Annotated in this window: 23 protein-coding genes and 1 tRNA gene; 19 read left to right on the top strand and 5 right to left on the bottom strand. The window is 26.9% G+C overall.

Annotation, left to right across the window (positions count from 1 at the left end):
• Window positions 1-26: 26 nt before the first annotated feature.
• The 5 genes from Q1J60_RS06440 to Q1J60_RS06420 all read left to right on the top strand — a co-directional run bounded on the left by Q1J60_RS06440 (window position 27) and on the right by Q1J60_RS06420 (window position 4,089).
• Entirely contained in the window at window positions 27-389 is a 363-nt protein-coding gene (locus tag Q1J60_RS06440; RefSeq protein ID WP_300259728.1) for a hypothetical protein, read from the top strand.
• 286 nt (window positions 390-675) lie between these two features.
• The gene (locus Q1J60_RS06435; protein WP_300259726.1) at window positions 676-795 is read left to right on the top strand and encodes a hypothetical protein; all 120 of its coding nucleotides are present in this window, start codon (window positions 676-678) and stop codon (window positions 793-795) included.
• Window positions 796-1,098: 303 nt separating this feature from the next.
• A complete protein-coding gene (locus tag Q1J60_RS06430) occupies window positions 1,099-1,767 on the top strand; it encodes a RelA/SpoT-related domain-containing protein (RefSeq protein ID WP_300259725.1) in 669 nt (222 codons plus the stop codon).
• A 14-nt stretch (window positions 1,768-1,781) separates the two neighbouring features.
• Entirely contained in the window at window positions 1,782-2,510 is a 729-nt protein-coding gene (locus Q1J60_RS06425) for a Panacea domain-containing protein (protein ID WP_300259723.1), read from the top strand.
• 439 nt (window positions 2,511-2,949) lie between these two features.
• Window positions 2,950-4,089, top strand: a complete 1,140-nt coding sequence (locus tag Q1J60_RS06420) for a Card1-like endonuclease domain-containing protein (protein ID WP_300259722.1) — start codon at window positions 2,950-2,952, stop codon at window positions 4,087-4,089.
• A gap of 110 nt (window positions 4,090-4,199) precedes the next feature.
• On the opposite strand, the gene Q1J60_RS06415 is transcribed toward Q1J60_RS06420, so the two are convergent.
• A complete protein-coding gene (locus tag Q1J60_RS06415) occupies window positions 4,200-5,087 on the bottom strand; it encodes a phosphatidylserine decarboxylase (RefSeq protein ID WP_300259720.1) in 888 nt (295 codons plus the stop codon).
• 162 nt (window positions 5,088-5,249) lie between these two features.
• Between Q1J60_RS06415 and Q1J60_RS06410 the strand changes: the two genes are divergently transcribed.
• Together Q1J60_RS06410 and Q1J60_RS06405 are read left to right on the top strand one after the other, a co-directional pair.
• Entirely contained in the window at window positions 5,250-5,819 is a 570-nt protein-coding gene (locus tag Q1J60_RS06410; protein ID WP_300259718.1) for a TetR/AcrR family transcriptional regulator, read from the top strand.
• Window positions 5,820-5,873: 54 nt separating this feature from the next.
• Window positions 5,874-5,948, top strand: a tRNA-Arg gene (locus Q1J60_RS06405).
• Between the two features lie 116 nt (window positions 5,949-6,064).
• Here Q1J60_RS06405 and Q1J60_RS06400 read toward each other — a convergent pair.
• The 4 genes from Q1J60_RS06400 to Q1J60_RS06385 all read right to left on the bottom strand — a co-directional run bounded on the left by Q1J60_RS06400 (window position 6,065) and on the right by Q1J60_RS06385 (window position 11,683).
• On the bottom strand, window positions 6,065-7,171 hold the full coding sequence (locus Q1J60_RS06400) for a site-specific integrase (protein WP_300259716.1): 1,107 nt from the start codon (window positions 7,169-7,171) through the stop codon (window positions 6,065-6,067).
• 100 nt (window positions 7,172-7,271) lie between these two features.
• The gene (gene dinD / locus Q1J60_RS06395) at window positions 7,272-8,111 is read right to left on the bottom strand and encodes a DNA damage-inducible protein D (protein ID WP_300259714.1); all 840 of its coding nucleotides are present in this window, start codon (window positions 8,109-8,111) and stop codon (window positions 7,272-7,274) included.
• 2,164 nt (window positions 8,112-10,275) lie between these two features.
• On the bottom strand, window positions 10,276-10,731 hold the full coding sequence (locus tag Q1J60_RS06390; protein ID WP_300259712.1) for an ImmA/IrrE family metallo-endopeptidase: 456 nt from the start codon (window positions 10,729-10,731) through the stop codon (window positions 10,276-10,278).
• Between the two features lie 13 nt (window positions 10,732-10,744).
• On the bottom strand, window positions 10,745-11,683 hold the full coding sequence (locus tag Q1J60_RS06385; protein WP_300259711.1) for a helix-turn-helix domain-containing protein: 939 nt from the start codon (window positions 11,681-11,683) through the stop codon (window positions 10,745-10,747).
• 146 nt (window positions 11,684-11,829) lie between these two features.
• Here Q1J60_RS06385 and Q1J60_RS06380 point away from each other — a divergent pair, with 146 nt between their 5' ends.
• The 12 genes from Q1J60_RS06380 (at window position 11,830) to Q1J60_RS06325 (ending at window position 19,354) form a co-directional block, all read left to right on the top strand.
• Window positions 11,830-12,024, top strand: coding sequence for a helix-turn-helix transcriptional regulator (locus Q1J60_RS06380; protein WP_208369368.1), 195 nt, complete (start codon window positions 11,830-11,832; stop codon window positions 12,022-12,024).
• A gap of 191 nt (window positions 12,025-12,215) precedes the next feature.
• Window positions 12,216-12,515: a helix-turn-helix domain-containing protein gene (locus Q1J60_RS06375; RefSeq protein ID WP_060796862.1), complete on the top strand. Its 300-nt coding sequence runs from the start codon at window positions 12,216-12,218 to the stop codon at window positions 12,513-12,515.
• 128 nt (window positions 12,516-12,643) lie between these two features.
• On the top strand, window positions 12,644-12,994 hold the full coding sequence (locus Q1J60_RS06370; protein WP_300259709.1) for a hypothetical protein: 351 nt from the start codon (window positions 12,644-12,646) through the stop codon (window positions 12,992-12,994).
• A 47-nt stretch (window positions 12,995-13,041) separates the two neighbouring features.
• Window positions 13,042-14,019, top strand: coding sequence for a hypothetical protein (locus tag Q1J60_RS06365; protein WP_300259707.1), 978 nt, complete (start codon window positions 13,042-13,044; stop codon window positions 14,017-14,019).
• 15 nt (window positions 14,020-14,034) lie between these two features.
• Window positions 14,035-15,339: a DnaB-like helicase C-terminal domain-containing protein gene (locus Q1J60_RS06360; RefSeq protein ID WP_300259705.1), complete on the top strand. Its 1,305-nt coding sequence runs from the start codon at window positions 14,035-14,037 to the stop codon at window positions 15,337-15,339.
• A gap of 533 nt (window positions 15,340-15,872) precedes the next feature.
• Window positions 15,873-16,202, top strand: coding sequence for a hypothetical protein (locus Q1J60_RS06355; protein ID WP_300259704.1), 330 nt, complete (start codon window positions 15,873-15,875; stop codon window positions 16,200-16,202).
• A 56-nt stretch (window positions 16,203-16,258) separates the two neighbouring features.
• Window positions 16,259-16,402 (top strand): hypothetical protein, encoded by a 144-nt coding sequence (locus Q1J60_RS06350; RefSeq protein ID WP_300259702.1) that lies wholly within the window; start codon window positions 16,259-16,261, stop codon window positions 16,400-16,402.
• Window positions 16,403-16,796: 394 nt separating this feature from the next.
• Window positions 16,797-16,937 (top strand): hypothetical protein, encoded by a 141-nt coding sequence (locus tag Q1J60_RS06345; protein ID WP_300259700.1) that lies wholly within the window; start codon window positions 16,797-16,799, stop codon window positions 16,935-16,937.
• Window positions 16,931-17,539 (top strand): hypothetical protein, encoded by a 609-nt coding sequence (locus Q1J60_RS06340; RefSeq protein ID WP_300259698.1) that lies wholly within the window; start codon window positions 16,931-16,933, stop codon window positions 17,537-17,539. Before Q1J60_RS06345 ends, Q1J60_RS06340 begins: the two co-directional genes overlap by 7 nt.
• Before the next feature lie 13 nt (window positions 17,540-17,552).
• Entirely contained in the window at window positions 17,553-17,738 is a 186-nt protein-coding gene (locus Q1J60_RS06335) for a hypothetical protein (protein ID WP_300259696.1), read from the top strand.
• A 55-nt stretch (window positions 17,739-17,793) separates the two neighbouring features.
• On the top strand, window positions 17,794-18,312 hold the full coding sequence (locus Q1J60_RS06330) for a hypothetical protein (RefSeq protein ID WP_300259694.1): 519 nt from the start codon (window positions 17,794-17,796) through the stop codon (window positions 18,310-18,312).
• Between the two features lie 469 nt (window positions 18,313-18,781).
• On the top strand, window positions 18,782-19,354 hold the full coding sequence (locus Q1J60_RS06325; RefSeq protein ID WP_300259692.1) for a sigma-70 family RNA polymerase sigma factor: 573 nt from the start codon (window positions 18,782-18,784) through the stop codon (window positions 19,352-19,354).
• Window positions 19,355-19,546 lie beyond the last annotated feature (192 nt).

Here is a 19,546-nt window from a genome sequence, read left to right as displayed (position 1 = left end):
TTTAGTAATTAACAGGAGTATGTATTATGAGTGATGAATTAAGAAATGAGATGTTAAAAAGAGCCGAGCAAATGGGATTAAGTAAAAAAGACCTCTTCATAAAAGAAAAGAATTTACGTAAGTTTATAAAAAGTGATCTTGACCATTATAAGCTTATGGTTGATATAGAAAAAGATTTAGGTTTAGTTCAGTGTAAGAAAACTGATAAGGTCATAAGGAAGATTAAGAAACCAGTAATTATTAAGGTTGATTTATATACTGTATTCAAGTTCTATGTTAATTTAGGTCATGTATTTAGAGATAAAAATAAGAGGATTTATTCCATGGAAGAGATAGAGCAACTATTAATTGATTACTATGAAAAGAACAATATAGAATATAAAATTTAAAGCATTTACTTATAGTGTAAGTGCTTTTATTATTTAGGGGGATATTATGACTAAGGAACAAAAAGAAAAGATTAAAAAGCTATTAAATAACTATAAAACTATGAAAGCCTAAATTGAATGTATTGATTATGAAATAGAGTTACCAAAGGAGCATATAGAATTTTTAAAAGGTTTTAGAGATATAGAGAACTCTATTATTGAAAGTAATAAGGAGATTTAACATAAGAAAGTCATAAAGAATAGGTTATATGACTGTATAAATAGCATAGATAAGGCTTTAAATGAATTGGGTGATACTGAAAGAAAGATAGTTGAGATTAGGTATTTAGAAGGAGAAAAGCATACATGGAGAGAGATAGGTAATATAGTTGGTTATAGTGAATATACTGCAGAAAAGGATTATTAGATAAAAGTTTAAATATTTTATATGAAAATATAAAAAATTATCATAAATTGGTTGCTAAAATACAAATATAAATATTATTAATATATAGAAAGACTTTATTAATGGTGTTTATATTAATAAAATAAACCAAATTAAGTTATATTAAGTTAAATAGTATTAATTTTAAATAAATAGGACTAAATGATGTTAAATAACACTTGACTATTGACTGATTATTTTTTGTGAATTATTATAAGATTAAGATAACGTACGTTAAAAGGTAAAAGTATCTTATTATATTAGTACTTACAGAGGATTGTTATTGTGAATTTAGTTATAAATAATATTGAATTAGATTATTATAGTTTTATTTTTAAATCCATAGTAGACAAGTATTTTAAGTATTGTGATGAATGGGACAAGCTATGTGAGAAAAAAATAAATTTAAATAAAAAGCAAATATGCGATATATATAATTTAAAAAATGGTGAAATTGTTTCTGAGTTTAAAGATTATATAGACTCTTTTAGTGAGATAGCAGAGGATTTAAAGTTTGAGTTACTTTGTGATCTAGGAGAAAATGTAGAGTTTACAGAAGATTTTAAGTTTACTAGTAGAATAAAAACTAGAGAAGCATTAATTCAAAAAATATTGAAAAAAATTAGAGAAAATTATGGAAAGTTTTCAATAAAGAAATGTATAAATGATTTATTAGGGTTAAGAATAATAGATATTGATTATAAAGATAACAAAGAGCATATAGATAGTATTTTAGAAGAGTTAAAGAGTAATGGAATTAATATAAGAAATATAGAAAGAAATTTATCAACAGGATATAAAGCATATCATATATATATTATAAGAAATAATAATACTTTTCCGATAGAAGTTCAAATATGGGATAAAGAACAAGAAGAAAAAAATATAGAATTACATTCTAAGCACAAAGAAGAGTATGTTAAGGATATAATAGAAGATTACAATAAATATTAGAAAGGAGTGATTTTATGTATTATCATTATATATTGATGTTTAGTGATTATGAGCAAGGAACTAGAAAAGCATATTATAAAACTTTTGCAGATGTTAAAGAAATGAGAAAATTCAGAGATGAAATAAAACAAATAAAAGGTGATTTTAGAAATGTAACTTTTAGTTCTCATCAAGTAATGACAAATTCAGAACAAATAAGTTCAGTTCCTGAATATGATAGATATTTTGAAGGTGTAGAATTTTATTCAGAAAAAGAACTATTTGAAAGAGAATTAGGAATTAGTACAGAAATAACTCCTTCAGATATTTTGAAGTATGTGCTAATAGAAAAAGAATGTACTAAACTTAAAGCAATGAAATTAATTTATTTAATATATGAAAGATATTTAAAAGAAACAGGACAGTTTTTATTTAAAGAGGATTTTTTAGCTTGGAAATTAGGGCCAGTATCAAATAGTGCATATTTAAAATTATCAGCATACAAATATGAAGATATAAAATTAGAGGATAAAGAATTAGAAAAAGCTAAATTAAAATTAAAATTAGATAGGGCTTTTGATAAAGACAGAATAATAAGATGTATGGATAATGTAATAAAAGAGTTTGGTGATTTATCCCCAAATGATTTAGTGAATTTAACACATGAAAAAGAAAGGCCTTGGTATAAAGTAAAAAAAAGTATTGGATTAGGACATAGTATAACAAAAGATGTTATGTTAGAGTGTGTTTTAATTAACCATTAAAAATTTAAGTTATTATATAATAAAGAGATATAGTCTAAATTTGGATTATATCTCTTTTAATTTATAAAAATGTGCAATAAGTGTGCAATAGATTTAATTTTTATATTAAATTATATAGAATTAAAATGAAATTAAAGGTTAATAAATGGCTTAAATACTAACTTATAAGAGTTATATTAAACTAACTTGAATTTATACTAATCGAACCGATTGGTCTGGGGTTCGAATCCTCTTCGACGCACCAATTTCAAGGGTTACAAGGTTTTTGTAGCCCTTATTTTTATGCAATTTATTAAACAGAGAATATAATAGGGTTATAGAATTTAGAATAAAAAATTTTACTTAGGTGAAAATAATTATAAAATGAGCTTAATTCATCAAGAATTTTAGTCCACTTATCTTATAAATAAGATAAAATAATATGCTAAAGGTGAAAAATATGAATTATGATTTTATAATTACGATTTTAGATGAGCACAATGAATCAAGTATTTTATTAGCTGAAAAGTTAAAACCTAAAGAGATAATATATTTATATAAAAATGATGAGGAATTAAAGATTTTAAATTCATTGAAACAGTTTTATTTAAATAAATTTCCTAAATGTACTTTTAATGATGAAAAATTAGGAAAGGATAATATTTCATCTATAGAGAAAATTATAAAAAGAATGAAAAGTAAGAATGTAGCTATATGTTTAAATCAAGGTGATAAAAAAGATATTTTAATAATGTATACCTTAATGTTGAAACATAATATGGATGGATTCTTTATTGATATACCTAAAGAGGAGCTTTTAAAGTTAAATTTAGAAAGTGTACAATATGAAAAATGCAATTTCATAGATTTAGATGTAGAAGATGTTATAGATAGTATAGGGGCTTCTATTGTTGTTGATTCAACAGAGATTTCAGAGATAAATATTATAGAGAGTATGACTAATTATATTGCAGATAATTTAGAAGTTTGGAAAAAGTATAAAGTAAGGTTAAGTGACAACTCTGTTTTTATTCATGATGAATCTAATCCTAGGAGTATAAAAATAGATAAGGAATTATTGAGCAAAGAAGAGGTTATGCTTCTTTATAAAATACTTGATTTTTTAGAGAAAAATGGTCAAATAAAAATAAAAGAATTAAATCAGTGCTTAAAAGTAACATTTCAAAATGAATTTATAAAAGGATTCATTTTTAAAAGTGGAACATGGCTTGAAGTTTTAACAAAAAATATTATTGAGGAAATAAAAAGCATTGATGATATAAAAAGTGGTTTATTATTTCTTTGGAATGATAAAGAATCTAGGGTTAAAAATGAACTAGATGTTGTTGCTATAAAGGACTCAGTTCTTATTTGTGTTTCTTGTAAGGATTCAAAAAAATATGATGAAGTTGCTTTAAATGAATTAAATGTTTATTCTGAGCAATTAGGAGGAGAAAATGTAATAAAAATATTAGTAGCAACGCAACCTCCAATTAAATCATCTATTTCAAAAAGAGCTAAAGAAATGGGTATAAATTTAGTTGTTTTTGATGGTAATAAAAAAGCATTTAAAGAAGAATTAGAAAAAATAATAAAATAAAATTTTTATTTAGGATAAATAAAGAAAATATGGAGAAAATAAATTTAAATTCTCCTATAATCTTATTTTATAAAAAGGAGCTTAATTATTAAAATAATTAAGCTCCTTTTTTAATATTTATGACCAATAGTCTCACCCATATTAACCTTAGTTTCAAAACCTAATTTAGTTTGTTCAACTATATCACTATCTATTTTTATAGCATCTTTCTTAAAGAATAAGATAGTAGTTGAACCACCAAACTTAAAGTATCCTTTTTCTTCACCTTTTTTAACTCTCTTTTTAGGAGAATATGTTTGAAGTATTGTACCAACACAAGTAGCGCCAACTTCTACGTAAAGAATTTCACCAAAATTATCAGACTTAAAAAGAGACCATTCTCTTTTGTTCTTACAGAAAAGTTCAGATACATTATTAAGAGCTATAGGATTAACTGAATAATAAAAACCTGAAATTTTCATTGTTTCACTACAAGTTCCACTATCTACAAAATGAAATCTATGATAGTCAGTTGGACATAATCTTAGTATAAGACAAGTTCCACCTTCAAATTCTTCAGCTACTTTAGGATCATCTATTAATTCTTTTAAAGAATATGTATATCCTTTTATCTGAACAACTTTATTAAGATTTATATTTTCAAATGCAGACAATCTACCATCTCCAGGAGAAATTAAAATATTCTCACTATAATCAATAGGTCTAGCTTCAGGAGTTAATGTCCTTGCAAAGAAATCATTAAAGTTTTCGAATTCAGCTATATTTTTATTGCAAACAGACATATCAATATTAAATTCATCAATAAAAGAATTAATTTTTTTCTTACTTAAAGAAGAGTCACAAAAACTTCCATAAATCTTTGAGAACATCTTCTTTTTAATAAATAATTCTAAAAAGCTTTTTCCTATAGGAGATGTATAAGACCAATTTATATATTTAAGGCCAGCTACTTGCTCAACATCATAAGCTTTTGTTTTCCTGTTATAAATTTTTATCATAAATTATATCTCCCTTTAAAAATTATGTTAAACACATATATTATATTATTATATATATAAATTCAACTTGTAAACAAGAAATTACAAATTTATATTATTGATTAAATAAAATAAGTGGTATATGATTAAATTGTTTTAAGAATAAGTGTTGGAGTTGGTAGTATGAATAGAACTAGAGAAGCTATTTTTGAAGCGGCTATAAAAATTTTTGCTACTTCAGGTTATAATGGCTCAACGGTAGATGAAATTGCAGCTAAAGCTAATGTTGCAAAAGGAACACTTTATTATAATTTCAAAAGTAAAGAGGAGATTTTTAATTTTGTAATTAGCAAAGGATTAGAAATTTGGCATGAAAAGTTAACTGAGATAGAAAAGTTGGAAGATGAGCCTATAGATAAATTGAAAAATTTATTTAAAATGCAATTTGAATTATTATATGAAAATAGATCATTTTTTAAGATGGTAATGAGTCAACTTTGGGGAAAAGAAACTAGACAAGATGAATTAAGAAATAAAATAACTGAGTATATTCAAGGGATAGAGAGAATACTAAAAGAAGCTATTTTAAAAAAACAAATAAGAGATTGTGATGTTTCTTTATTAGCTCACAGTTTATTTGGAAGTCTTATATCAACATCACTATATGAATTAAGTATAGATAAGAAATTTAATGTTAATAAAATTATAGATGAAATTACAAGGAATATTTTAGATGGTATAGTAATAAAATAAGTTTTGTTGACATATATTATTTAAAGAGTTAGAATTATTATAAAATTTAAATAAGTCTCCATAGTTCAATGGATAGAACAATCCCCTCCTAAGGGATAAATGTAGGTTCGATTCCTACTGGGGATACCACTTATTAAACAAAAATGGCTTAATTACTTGGATTAAGTCTTTTTTTATGCTTAAAAAGGGACAATTAGGGGACAAAAAGTTTATTTGAGGTATTTTTAAGTGAAATAAATGTATATTTAAGCATTGTTTATGAATAAATTATCAAGTAATTCAGCCGTGTTATCTTTCATTTCTTCCATAACATGAGTATAGGTATTTAAAGTAGTAGTAATATCATTGTGACCCAGTCTATCAGAAACTATTTTTATATTTTCACCATTTAATATTAATAAAGTAGCATGGGTATGTCTTAAGCCATGTATTGATATTTGAGGTAACTTATCTTTATACTTACTTACCTTCTTAGTAAAGTCCATTGATATATTTCTAGGATTACACATCTCATTTTCTCTACTTAAAACTATAAAGTTATTAGGATCATTTAGATTCTTTTCAAATTCTCTTAATAATACCTTTGGAATAGATATAGTTCTATCACTCTTAGTAGTTTTTAAATTTTCAGTACACACTAATGTATTAGTAGATTTATCAGCAATCACTTGTCTAGTTATATTTAGATAACCTCTTCCGAAATCAACATCACACCATTTTAAGCCACATAGTTCTCCAACTCTTACACCAGTTAAAGCACATATTAAAACTGGAAAGTATAAATAAGTATCTTTAATTTCATTAAGGAAAAAATCAAGCTGCTGCTTACTCCAAAATTCTATTTTAGGCTTTTCTATATTAACTTTTTCTATATCTGTAGGTAAGTAAGTTATTAATTTAAGTTTTTTAGCATACTTTAAACAGTTGCTAAGAGCCTCTATTACTTTCTTAGCTGATGAAGGTTTTAAAGGGTTATCTTTAGTAAGTAAATGATTATAAAAGTTCTGTATAGTAAGCGTATCTAATTCAGTTAATTTATAGTTACCTAGAAGAGGTATTATATACGTTTCTATACGACTTAAATAGTTGTTCCTAGTATTTATACCTATTGATAACACTTTATGGTTATAGAACCAATCTAGGATAAAATCCTTAAGGTATATATCTTTAGACTTAGGTAATAAAAAGCCATTATCAACCTTAGAACTATATTCATTAACAAACTTTTCAGCCTCTTTTTTAGTTTTAAAACCTTGTTTTTTAACTCTTATTCTTTTTTTAGTAACTGGATCATTGCCTAAGGAAATAACAACTTGCCAATTACCTTTTGATATTTGATTATAACTTGCCATGATATTCCCCTCCTGGATATTAATAATTTATTTTCTACCACTTATGGCAGAATAGAGAACTGATTAATGGTAAAAGTTAATTCAGTTCTCTAAATTGATATTATTTATTTTTAGCTTTTAATTTTTTAGCCTCTTCTCTTTCTAGTTGCTTTATGCTTTTTGTAGGAGTTGGAAGATCTTCAGGCATAGTACCACCTAAATCTCTTATTGTTTGTCTAACCTTTTTTCCAACTTCGAAATGAGCTTGATTTGCTTTTTCTTTTCCTCTAATTTTTTCTCTTCTTAGCTTCTCTTCAGTTTGAGTTGCACGGAATAAGTTCGCAGCAAGTTCTGTACTTCCCATATGATCGAGTATTTTTTGGCTTTGCTTTAATCCCTTTTTTACATGAATATCTTTAGCATTTAAACCACCATACAAGCCCATATATCCTTTATTTTGAAATATAGCATAATCAAGGTTAGTTTCTACACCTGATATCCTAGCAGTATCTACTAAATTCTTATTATGTTCTTTTAATTCGTTTCTTATGGCTAGTCTTTTTTTACATTCTGAAAGATCTTCAAAGTTTTCTTCTATTTCTTGTTTTCTAGTTTGTACTGCAAAATAGGTTTGTCCTAAAGCTATAGCTTCTTTTCTTGGATCACCATTTTGAACTATAAGATAGCAAGCATATCTTGATAGTTCTATATCTTCTATTTCTCTTTTAGCTCCTTTAGCTAAGTCTATCATTTTGCCGACATCAGCAAAATGATCCAAAGTATTGATATTACTATTTTTACAAGCTTCTTTTGCTTTCTCTACAATATTTTTAAAATTACCCCATCTTTTATATTCAAGTATTTCAGCGAGTTCTCTTGCATACCAAAATTCTTGTCCATATTCATTTATATGTTTTATATCCTCAAAGATTAAAGTATTATAGTTAGTTATTTCTTTCATAAGATAAATCCTCCTTATAATTTAAGTATTTACACATGATTAATTAGACAAAAAGTAATTCTAAAAACGAACATACATTCGTTGAAATTAGCTAAATAACAGGCTTCCAAAGTTTTGTGGGTACCTAAATAATGTTTTTGCAATTTGTTGCAAAAGGTAACTCATATGAACTTATAAAACATTAATAATATAAGGTTGGCTACCATATAACGCCAAGCTAATTGGTGTCGCCATTTTTGGATAGACCCTATAAACTATCAAGTTAAGATTCGCTATCCTTGCTAAGGATAACAGAATGTAATTTTGTATACTAGTATTGAAGTATATAAATTATTATGTCTTTTTAAGGTGTTCAAAAAGTTCAATATATTAATATTAAGAGTTAGTCATTGAATGACCAACATTTAGTATTCGGAGTTTTTGGAGCCCCTAAAAAGGGAGATATAAAAATACTTTCTTTAGCTTAAGCGTAAAAATATTCATTTCCGAATTTTATTTAAGCGAGAGAGCAACCGGGACTTTTTAACAATTCCTTGTTTTTTATCAACCCTCCCGGGGGTGAAACTACAAAATGAATGTTTGATTTAAAAAGTCCAAGTACCTCTCACAGTTACACAAAATTCCCTTTTGAAAAATTTTGAAGAACTTTAAAGGTTCACCGATAATATCGGGGAAGCTAATGCAATTATTCTTTGCAGCAGCTATAAAAGTCAGTTGTTTCGATTAACCGAGATTATTAATTTAACTTTTTGAACGCCATAAAAAGTCAGTTCATACTAACAACCGAGTTTAAAACATGGTCATTGAATGACTACGTTTAGAGTTTAAAATGAGTTCTAACCATTTAGGCATTCGGCAATTTCAGCACCACTAAAAAGAGGATAAAAGGTTAAGAAAAAAGTTCCTACCCTCTTCTAAAGGGTAGTGAATAATATTAACGACCTTTTACCTCATGAAGAGGAACGTTAAAGCCAAATCCAAAATTGGACTGGCTAGAGATATCAATTCATCATAATGAGGAAAAAGCAAAAATTGCGTTATCAAAATAATTCACCAACTTATGGGGGATAGTGCAAAATTCGCACTATCAAGATAAATAATCGTAAATCGCTATTATCTAACAAATTACATATATCAAAGTTAGAGCGCCACAAGTGGCGAAAATTATTTAAACTAGATAACAATTGGTTATTGAGTTTATAAAATTAAATTCGCAACAAGTTGCGAAAGTCTAAAAATGATTTTTCACTTGGAGCAACGAAATTCGTCGTTCAGAAATTAATATTTATGGAGCTAATAAGCCAAGGGAATTTTCCCTTGGGCTAAAAAATATTATGTTGTGGTACTGGGATACAAAATGAGCTTAGTTAAAATATCATTCCCATTGAAAGTGGGAAGAGGTGAGCCAAGTTTTCGGCTGACCTAAGATTCTAAGTTCCTCCGAGCCACTTAGAAACATATTAGGGTTCTTGTAAAGAACTTTTAAATATTTCGGAAACTTAATTCCGAAGTTATTATAAAGAACCTTGGTTTAACTTGTTGTTTTTAGTAATGATAATAAAATCTATGCTAAACATTAAACTGATAAAGAAAATTTTACCTATTACTAATAACTTTTTTAGTATAGAAGGTCGTTATCACTTTAAGTGATAGCAAATGATAGCCATAGCGTTTTACTAACCATAGCTATTATTTAAAATCAGAGGATAGCTACTTAAAGTCGCTATCCTAATTTTGTTTTTAGATGTCCTTACTTAGTACTTCCAAAGTTTCATTGTGAAACCTTAAGCAACTTCCGAATTTCAGAATTAGTTATGTCTAAAACTCAATCGATACTAGCGATTCACTTTTTAACTCATATAAAAAATCGCCGTGGGGAAAATCCGCGGAAAAAAAGTGCTAACCATGGACTTGGAGCAAAGCCAAAAAAACTTTTTGAGTACTCCCTACCTTATCAATTGTTTTAATATATATTTTTTTAAAAAACTCAGTGGGGAATTTTCTGCAACACAAATTAGCCTCGTCCTGTTGAATTTTCAACTCAGATTCTAAAGGGTAGGGGGGATATATCTTTACCTCTTCTCACTCTAAAGGGGAAATTCCCATCTAGTTGGGAAAGAAAATAATATAAAAAAGAATGTATGTTCTTTAATGTGGTTAAAAATTAGAACATTTTATATACTCCAAACCTAGGTAGAAAATATACTATATATCCGTCAATTTCATATCTTGCACCATATTTGCATTTAAAATATTCTATAGATTCATCTAAATATTCTTTTGTAACCCCTAAGAAGTCAGCTATTTCATAAGCATTTTTACAGTTATTATTAAAGGCATTTATTAGACCAATAATACCAACTGATCTTTCATATCCCCAACGCCTTGCGATAATTTCCTGTTTACGATTATTTATCTCTTTTTGATTACTTATATCTCCAACAGTTTTATGAAAGTGTCCTAGCTCTTCGGCTAAGACACAAGCTTTTTCTTTGGTAGATAGTTTTTTATCTATTGCAATTTTCTTACCACAACAACGCCCTTTTCTAGTTTTTAAATTAAGTTCTTTAACAATTATTCCGAGCTTATCAGCTTCTCTTAATAATTCTTCGTAACTCATAATTACTCCTTTGTTATTTCCATAAATCCTCATCATTCATTAAGTCGTCATCATGTTTATAATCCTCTTCTGTAAAATCTCCTTCTTTGTCATGAGATGCTTTAGGCATAAGATATTCTTTTCCTTCTTCTTCCCATATTTGTTTTTCTTTTTTAGGAAGAGGAGTTATATTGCTTTCTTTTTTATATGCTATATTAAAATTATTTTTTTCTAATTTATAAAATTCAAATTCTAATAAATCAGTGATTTTTTCATAAATATAATTTAGTGTTTGATTATTTAATTTATCAACTGGATATTTATCTGATTTTAAGAAATCGATTAATTTATTTATTGGTTCCATTAAATCGTTTAATGGAGGAGTTTTTATGTTACTTTGAGATGAGTTTAAAGCACCAGAATAATAAAATTGAGTAATAAAATCTTTATCCTCTTCACAAACACTATTTAAAGTTTCTTCTAAAGTTAATGGTTCATTGAAGAACATTTTTTTTAACATATTAGATTCGGGGTTACTACCATCATTATTGTATGTGCAATTAATATAACTATCTAACATCAAAGTTTCAGCCATTTTTTCATCATTAACATCTAAAAACTTATATAACTTTCTAAAACTTAAAAGACTATAACCTGGTTTGTTTTCTAGCATACACTTCAATTCGTTCAAAGGTATATCAGTATCCTTTGAGAGCTTTTCAATAGTATAGCCTTCTTTCATAGCACCTTCTATAACTTTTTGAGTTATTGTTTTCTTTTTTTCTCCAATTAATTGATTTATAGATATACCTAAAATAGAAGCAATTTTGTTTATTACATCTATTGGTGGCTTTGTATATCCACTTTCATATTTTTTTACTGAGTTTATAGATTTGCCTATTTTATCAGCGAGTTCTTGCTGGGTTAATCCTTTTTCTTTTCTATAAAATTTTATATTTTCAGAAATACTCAATTTGATTCACCTCCATGTATGTATTATATCATTTGTGGTAATAAAATTATACTATAAGTTTAAAAAATATCTTGACAGTGTAATTAAATTACACTATTATTATAATTGCAAAGGGTAATTAAATTACCACTAAGGAGGTGGAAGTATTGAATTTAAAGATTCAAAGAATAAAAATGAAAAAAAAGCAAAAAGAGATAGCAAAAGAGGTTGGAATAACTCAACAATATTTAGCTAATTTAGAAAATGGTAAATCTAAAAATCCAAGTAGAGATTTGATGATAAAGTTAGCAGCAGCACTAGACACAACAGTCCAAGAGCTATTCTTTTCAGATGAAGAATAATTTTAGTTATTACTAATTTTCACATCTAAAATTCAAATCAATTAAATAGGACAAGTTAATTTCATTAATGTTCAGTCTTATTATTTTGTACAGATAAATTAAAAGTATTACATAGGAGGGAACTATGGAGGAATATTTAAAAATACTTATTCTAGTTTTAAAAGAGCTTGAAGAATAGAGGAGGGAGAGAAGTGAGTAACATACTAAAGATTGAAGAGGTGTCTAAAAGAATAGGAGCTACAGTCCCATATACTAGAGAGCTATGTAGAAAAGGAATTATTAAGGCTAAGAAAGTAGGTAAAGAGTGGAGTGTAGATAGTAAAGAAGTAGATAAATATTTAGGTATTACAACTAATGAAGAGGAGCTTAAGAAAGAGATTTATATTAAGGAGCTGGAAAGTAAAGTAAAGCATTATGAATTTGTTTTAGGAGCTATTCAAGGCAACATAACTAATATTGAGTTAATGCTAACTAATGGAGTAAGGAAGTGATTTAATATGAGCTTTAAATTATTTAAGAAGTATTTAGAGATATGCAGAGAAACTGGCAAGGAGCCTAACTGGAAAGACTTAAATACATTTAGAGGTATATTTGCTTAAGATAAAAGGAGGGGCTTAGATTGAACATGAGAAGATATAACAAGCATAATAAGAGATTGAGAAAAAAGTATGTGTATAGTGTATCAGCTATGATTTATTACAATGAAGTAGGTCGTAGTCTAAGAGGGAAAGCTGAATATTATATTTCTGATGGTGTTCAAATGGGAACTATAAAATACGATAATGTGGAATTAGAATTTTTCGATGATGTAGTTAATGCTAATGAAAGAGGAGTTCTTTGTTTTAGAGATAAAAATAATAATTTTACTCAAAATGCTTTTACTCGAGATGAGTTTGGTTCAATGAATGAATTTCATAAGTTTATCAAAGCTATGGGTGTATTTATGGGATTTAGAGAAAATAGGAACTAATGATAAATTGACCTTATTTTTATAATGGGGGTGAGTGAGGTGAGTTAATGAATAGTATAGAGCGTGAAATCTATGATAAATATGCTTATAAAAAGACTCACATATATTTAGTGTATGAGGAGTTTGAAAGGCGTGTAAATAGTACTGATAGCGAATATGATGGGCTTAAGAAAGGAGAGTGTAGTTTCAATTACTCTGCTTGGGAAAAAAGACTAGGAATAAGTAAAAAGTTATTACAGAATTCAATTAAACAATTAGTAGATGATAATGTAATAATTCAAACCTATAAAGGTGGCAAAGGTAGAGGATCAAGTAAGTATTTTTTAATGAGATTTAATATAAACAGTATGGATAACAAAAAGGATAATTATTTGGATAACAATTTGGATAATTATAAAACAAGTAATTCCAATGCTTTTAATGATGTATTGGATAATAAAAAAGATAACTATTTGGATAACAAAATGGATAACACATCTATATATAATAATCTAAATATAAAATCTAATAATATATATAGTTCAAATGATGAGGATAATATATCTTATTTTGAAAGTATTAATAAAGAAATAGATGACTTAGAAAATGAAATTAATAATAAATATGATAAAGATTTAATTACTAAAGAAAAAGAGAAACTTAAAGATAAAAGCTTAGGTACTTTAGATTTACTTAGAGAATTAAAAAAACAATTAGATAAAAGTATAAAAAGAAATAGTAATCAAGATATAGAGAAAATATGGAGTTTATATCCTCTAAAGAAAGGTAAAGCAAGTGCTATTAAGAAAATACCTAAACTATTAAAAGAATATGGAAAAGAACAAATAGTCAGATGCATTGATAGATATATTAAGTATGTTGATAGTCAACGTAACAACGGTTTTTCAACATTAAAGTATAAAGATGGTTCAACATTCTTTAATAGTGGCTATATGGATTATTTAGATTGTAATTATCAAGAAGATATTATTACTAAACCAAAAAAAGAACCAAAAAGAAGAGGAACAAATTTAGATGACTTATAGAAAGGGGCATAAAACATGGAGAATAAACAATTATTATATTCCATAGAATCAGAAGAGGCAATACTAGGAACTATTACGGCTAATAACAAATATATGCTTAAGGTTATAGGGGAGTTAGAAGAGAAAGACTTTTATAATAGCAAGAATCAAATGATCTATAGAGCTATGTGTAATCTTTATAAAAATAGCATATCTTTTGATGTAGTTGTATTATCAGAGAAATTAAGTAATGAGGTTAAAAATGGAGCAATAACACTTACAGATATAGCAGAAAAAACGAGCCATATAGACTATGGAACACTACTAAGCCATGTAAAGATAGTTAAAGAAAAAAGTCGTGAGAGAAAGCTTGTAAATGCTTGTCATAGGGTTATTAGTAGCGAAGGTAATGTTAATAGTAAAATAAATTACTTACAAAATGAGCTTTTAGAAGTAAATCAAGTTAATAGAAAGGATAGTATTAAGAATATAAGTGATGTAATGTTTGATACTTTAGAAGGTATAGAGAACACTTATAACAATGAAATGGGAGTAAGAGGCTTTAAGACTGGTATTTTAAGCTTAGATAAGGTTATGAATGGACTTAACAAAAAGGATTTTATAGTCTTTGGAGCAAGACCAAGCATGGGTAAGACAGCTTTTTCACTTGCAATATTAAATAATATAGAGGTTAATACACTTTATATTCAATTAGATATGAGTACCGAAGGAATGGGACAGAGGTTACTAGCAATGAATAGTGGTATAGAAAATACGGTACTAGCAAGAGGTAAATTAAATAATAATGAGTGGGACAAGGTAAGAGATACATTCAATTACATTACAGCTAAGAAGAAAAATATATTTATTTATGAGCCTTCATCAATAACAATAAATGAAATAAGATTAGTTGCTAAAGAGGTTCAATTAAAGCATGGGTTAGACGTAATAATAATTGACCATATAGGAAAGATTAAGCCATCAACTAAAGGAACTAGATACGAGCAAATGAATGTTATATCAAATGAGCTTAAGGTAATAGCAAAAGAATTAAATATTGCTATGGTTGGATTATGCCAGCTTTCAAGAGCTACAGAGCAAAGGTCAGATAAAAGACCTTTTCTAAGTGATTTAAGGGACACAGGCTCCATTGAACAGGATACTGATGTTATAGGGTTACTTTATAGAGAAGGCTATTACAAGGCAAGAGAGGAAGGAACAGACATACAAGATGATGTGCTAGAAATTAATTTTGCTAAAAACAGAAATGGAAGAACTGGAGCTATTTATTTTGATTATAACTTACCAACTCAAAGATTAACTGAAAAGTTCGGAAAATAAATTTAATATAGGAGTGCGAGATATGGAGTTAAAAGAAAGAATTAAACTAATTGCCATACTCTATGAAAAATCAGATAAGAAGACAAAAATCTTAGTTGGCGTTTTAATGAGTGGAAAAGGCAATAATAAATAAATTTTAGTTTACATATTTCAAGGAGGATAATGGCTCGTATAAGCACTTATGAAAATTTAACCTATGTCAACGTTAAATAATAGACAAACCTATTCTACAAGGCGAATAAACCAGTTTATTAAGAATATAAAAATATTATAAGAAAGGTTGTAATAATAATGAAAGATGAAGTTATTAAAATAATAAATAATTTAGATTGCAAGAAAGATAGTAAGATTATAGAAATAACATATCATTTCTTAAAATCTTTATTAAAGATATATAAAAAATAGGCTAATGTAAAAATACATACATCAGCCTAAATGGGTTAACATGATACCCGAAATTCGCACCTTCAAGGTATCATGTTAGCTCAAAAAGGTCAAGAGGTAAACATAAGAAATATTGGAGGAATTTAAAAATGAGCTTTGAAAAAGTACAAGAATTACTAAAAGATATTATTTTAAGAGAGTTACAAGTAGAGTATGAATATGATTTTAAATATATGTCAGAGGAAGAAACGAAACAAAAAATCGGTTGTAATGAAAAAATAGAAAATCTATATAAGATACTATCAGAAAAACTAGATGATGAAGGGAAAAGAGTTTTATTTGAGTTTACTGAATTACAAGAAAAATTAAAATTTCAAGAAAGTGATTATTATTTTGAACGTGGTGTAAGAGTGGGATTAACTGATTTAAGTTATTTAAAGAAATATTATAATGATTTTTTTAGTATAAGGAATTTGTAAAGTTATAGGAAGAGGCTAAGGCCAAAATAAAGCATTAAATATGAGGAAGGTATCAAATGACTAAAATAATTATAAGTTACCAAACAGTTGAGGAAAGAGAGCAGATTATTAAAGCTTTATCAACTGGGGTTAGTATAAAGAAGATTAGTAAGCCTTATAGAAAAGGACTTTATAAGAGAATATATATTGACATAGATTAATAATTTAAGGGGGTTCGACATTAAGTCGAGCCTTATTATTTTAATAAAGTATTGAACGTAACTTAGTTTTAGTTTAAAATCTATTTACGTTACTGTAATTTTTGTCTACTGGTAAAGTAAGTTTTCTAGTATTAACTAAATTATTTTTAGATTGCAATTTAATAGAAACTTACATTATCGAACACCTAAAGGTTAGTTATTATTAACTAGCCTTTTTATTGTTTTAAATAAGTAAAAATGGTATAATAAGATTAAGAAAAAGAATATTTTAAGTACCCTACCTAAAAGGTGGAAGGCGTGTTATATAGCCACGGGAAACAATTAATCAGTATATAAATACTGGTGTTGTTCTCGTGGCTTTTTTGTTGCTTAAAAATAGAAAGGAGCATTGAGAGTGAATGATAAGGCAAAGGAAGAGAGAAACGCATATATGAGAGCATGGCGTAAAAAAAATAAGGATAGAGTAAAGAAGTATAACTCTAGTTACTGGGAGCGTAAAAGTAAATATAAGAAAGAAGGTAGAAATAATTGTTAGATATCATTGGAAAATTTAAAGAGGAAAAGAATAAGGATATAAATAGAATACAAAATATTATAAGAAAAGAAGAAAATGAAAAAAAATCATTAATAGATAAAATAAGAACTTATGAAAAAGCAATGCTAGATAAAGCTATTGAGGGAACTATTGATAATAAAGAGAAAGTAAAGATAAAAAAGTCTATAGATGAAATTAAAGATAAGATTTCAGCTTTAGAATTGGATTTGAAGATTAATAAAGAGGCAGTAAAGAAAGTAGAGAATAGGAGATTAGAATTATCTTTAGGAGAAATTCAGAAAAATATTAAAAAGTTTAAAAATGAATGTAATTTATTTAAAACAGTTAAAGATATATGTAAAAAAAGAGATGAGCTAGAAGAACTATTTATTAATTTGAGAAATCAATGTGATGAAGTAGAAAGTATTCAAAGAGTTTTATTAGAAAATGAAAATATAATATCTGATGAAATTAGTAATGAATATATAGATTTTATTATGGAGAACTCAGATAGATCTTATGATTTCTTTAAAGAAGTAATTTCAGAAAAAGAAGATATAACTATATTGAAGCAATTAAATACATACGTAGCAAATATATAAAGGAGAGAAAGATATGACATATGAATTAAAAGAGAAAGCATTACAACTATTGAGAGAAAATAATTTATCAGAAAGTTTAATAAGTGAAGTTGATTTAACAAGAGATTTGACTGTTACTAGAAGTATACAGGAGCTTATTGATTGCAAGAGTAGAAATGAACTTGTAGATGTAATAAAAGAAAATCAAGTAAAAAGATAATTAAAAAGCCTTACTATTTAGTAGTTTTCACGTATATATAAGGAGTGGTTAATTTTTGTATGTAGATGAGTGTCTTAGGCTAGATATAGACGAGATTTTAAGTCTTAAGGGTAATAAGTTTAGGTTTAAATCAAGTGTACTAAAAGGGAGTATTTTAGACATAAAAGATAATGGTATATGTATTGATAATACATTTATAAGAATAGAGAGATATAAAAATAACTTTGGAGAGAAACATTTATTTTTATGTCCATATTGTTTAAGTCCTAGAAAACATATTTACTTAGTAAAAGGTAATTGGAAATGTAGAGATTGTGGATCATTGAGATACAGAACAACTAATACATATAGAAGAGGTATAGAATATTGTGATTTAAAGATAAATAAGATACTGGATAAGTTAGAGTTAGAGCATGATATTAAGTACTATACTGGAGCATTACCAAAGAGTGATTTAAAACCTAAAGGCATGAGGTGGACTACATACAATAAATTAATTAGCTCACTTATATACTGGCAGAATGAAAGAGAGAATAGATGGCTTAAGTTAGCTTATAAATATATCAAAAAATAGTTTTTGAAAAAGGTATGCACACAAATTTAAAAAAGTATGCACACTTTGAATGTAGTACAACAATAAATTTTAATGGAGTACTACATTGAAATTTAACAGAGTACTCCATTAAAACGTTCCGTAAAAAGGAGCGTTCCAATGGTAACGAAAAGGAGCGTTAAACGAACGTTTTAGTGAACGTTTGAGCCTTGTAATGCCTTGTATAAATGCAACGTAGACCATAGTAAAACCTAGTATTAAGTGTTGCTAAATGTTGCTTGAATTCGCTTATTATTTAGGAGTATGAGAGCAATTAAGATGCTAAGAAATGCTAAGGTTCAATGCTAACAAATGCTAACCTAAAAATCTTTTTACAAAACAAACGAATAAAAAACGTTGCAATTGAAATGATGGAAAATGATAGAGTAAATGTTGACATTTGTTGACATAAAAATAAGATAACAACATTAAGATAAAAGAGGTGAGAGCAATGACTAATGAGGAGCTTGTTGTATTATATCAGCAAGGAGATAAAAGAGCCTTAGATAAGCTTTTAGAAAATAATGATAAGTTAATATATAAAATAGCAAGTAAATTCTATTCAGAGAAGATAAATGCTATTGAGTTTGATGATTTGCTCCAAGAGGGGAGAATTGGTTTTATATTAGCCTGTAATAAATATGATTGTGAATATATAAAGAAAACTAAGTTTATTACATATGCTTTTTATTGGATATATCAAAAAATACATAGGTTTATAACTGGAAATAATACTAATGATGAAATAAGTCTTAATACACCAGTAAGTGAAGAGAATAAAGATGAGCTAATAAATGGCATAGAGAGCAATAGAAACGAGATAAATGATAGAGAAGAGGAATTATACCTAAGTGAATTAAGGCTTGAATTAGAGGCTGTTATGGACAAACATAATACTCTTAATGAGAGAGAAATATTAAAACTATACTATGGTTGGGATACTGATGAGTTAAACATAGAACAAATAGCTGATATATTTGAAACCTCTTCAAGTGATATAAAAATACAAAGGCAAGAGCTATAAGAAAATTAAGAGGTAGTCAATGGTTTAGAATCCAATATCAAAGAAGATATTCAGAAGATATAACATTTATGAGAGTATTAAGAAATTTAGATTATGGTATAAGTATTTAGTAATTAACAGGAGTATGTATTATGAGTGATGAATTAAGAAATGAGATGTTAAAAAGAGCCGAGCAAATGGGATTAAGTAAAA

Source organism: Clostridium sp. (genome assembly GCF_029258205.1).
Lineage (GTDB): Bacteria > Bacillota > Clostridia > Clostridiales > Clostridiaceae > Sarcina.
The sequence above is the reverse complement of the archived record's forward strand: the minus strand, read 5'-3'. Positions and strand labels throughout refer to the sequence as shown.

Bases quoted from the DNA above. Each gene is read 5' to 3' on its own strand.
- Q1J60_RS06355 (WP_300259704.1), top strand. From the start codon at position 15,873: ATGAGCTTTGAAAAAGTACAAGAATTACTAAAAGATATTATTTTAAGA.
- Q1J60_RS06415 (WP_300259720.1), bottom strand. From the start codon at position 5,087: ATGATAAAAATTTATAACAGGAAAACAAAAGCTTATGATGTTGAGCAA.
- Q1J60_RS06410 (WP_300259718.1), top strand. From the start codon at position 5,250: ATGAATAGAACTAGAGAAGCTATTTTTGAAGCGGCTATAAAAATTTTT.
- Q1J60_RS06420 (WP_300259722.1), top strand. From the start codon at position 2,950: ATGAATTATGATTTTATAATTACGATTTTAGATGAGCACAATGAATCA.
- Q1J60_RS06365 (WP_300259707.1), top strand. From the start codon at position 13,042: ATGAATAGTATAGAGCGTGAAATCTATGATAAATATGCTTATAAAAAG.
- Q1J60_RS06335 (WP_300259696.1), top strand. From the start codon at position 17,553: ATGACATATGAATTAAAAGAGAAAGCATTACAACTATTGAGAGAAAAT.
- Q1J60_RS06425 (WP_300259723.1), top strand. From the start codon at position 1,782: ATGTATTATCATTATATATTGATGTTTAGTGATTATGAGCAAGGAACT.
- Q1J60_RS06400 (WP_300259716.1), bottom strand. From the start codon at position 7,171: ATGGCAAGTTATAATCAAATATCAAAAGGTAATTGGCAAGTTGTTATT.
- Q1J60_RS06360 (WP_300259705.1), top strand. From the start codon at position 14,035: ATGGAGAATAAACAATTATTATATTCCATAGAATCAGAAGAGGCAATA.
- dinD (WP_300259714.1), bottom strand. From the start codon at position 8,111: ATGAAAGAAATAACTAACTATAATACTTTAATCTTTGAGGATATAAAA.
- Q1J60_RS06350 (WP_300259702.1), top strand. From the start codon at position 16,259: ATGACTAAAATAATTATAAGTTACCAAACAGTTGAGGAAAGAGAGCAG.
- Q1J60_RS06440 (WP_300259728.1), top strand. From the start codon at position 27: ATGAGTGATGAATTAAGAAATGAGATGTTAAAAAGAGCCGAGCAAATG.
- Q1J60_RS06325 (WP_300259692.1), top strand. From the start codon at position 18,782: ATGACTAATGAGGAGCTTGTTGTATTATATCAGCAAGGAGATAAAAGA.
- Q1J60_RS06390 (WP_300259712.1), bottom strand. From the start codon at position 10,731: ATGAGTTACGAAGAATTATTAAGAGAAGCTGATAAGCTCGGAATAATT.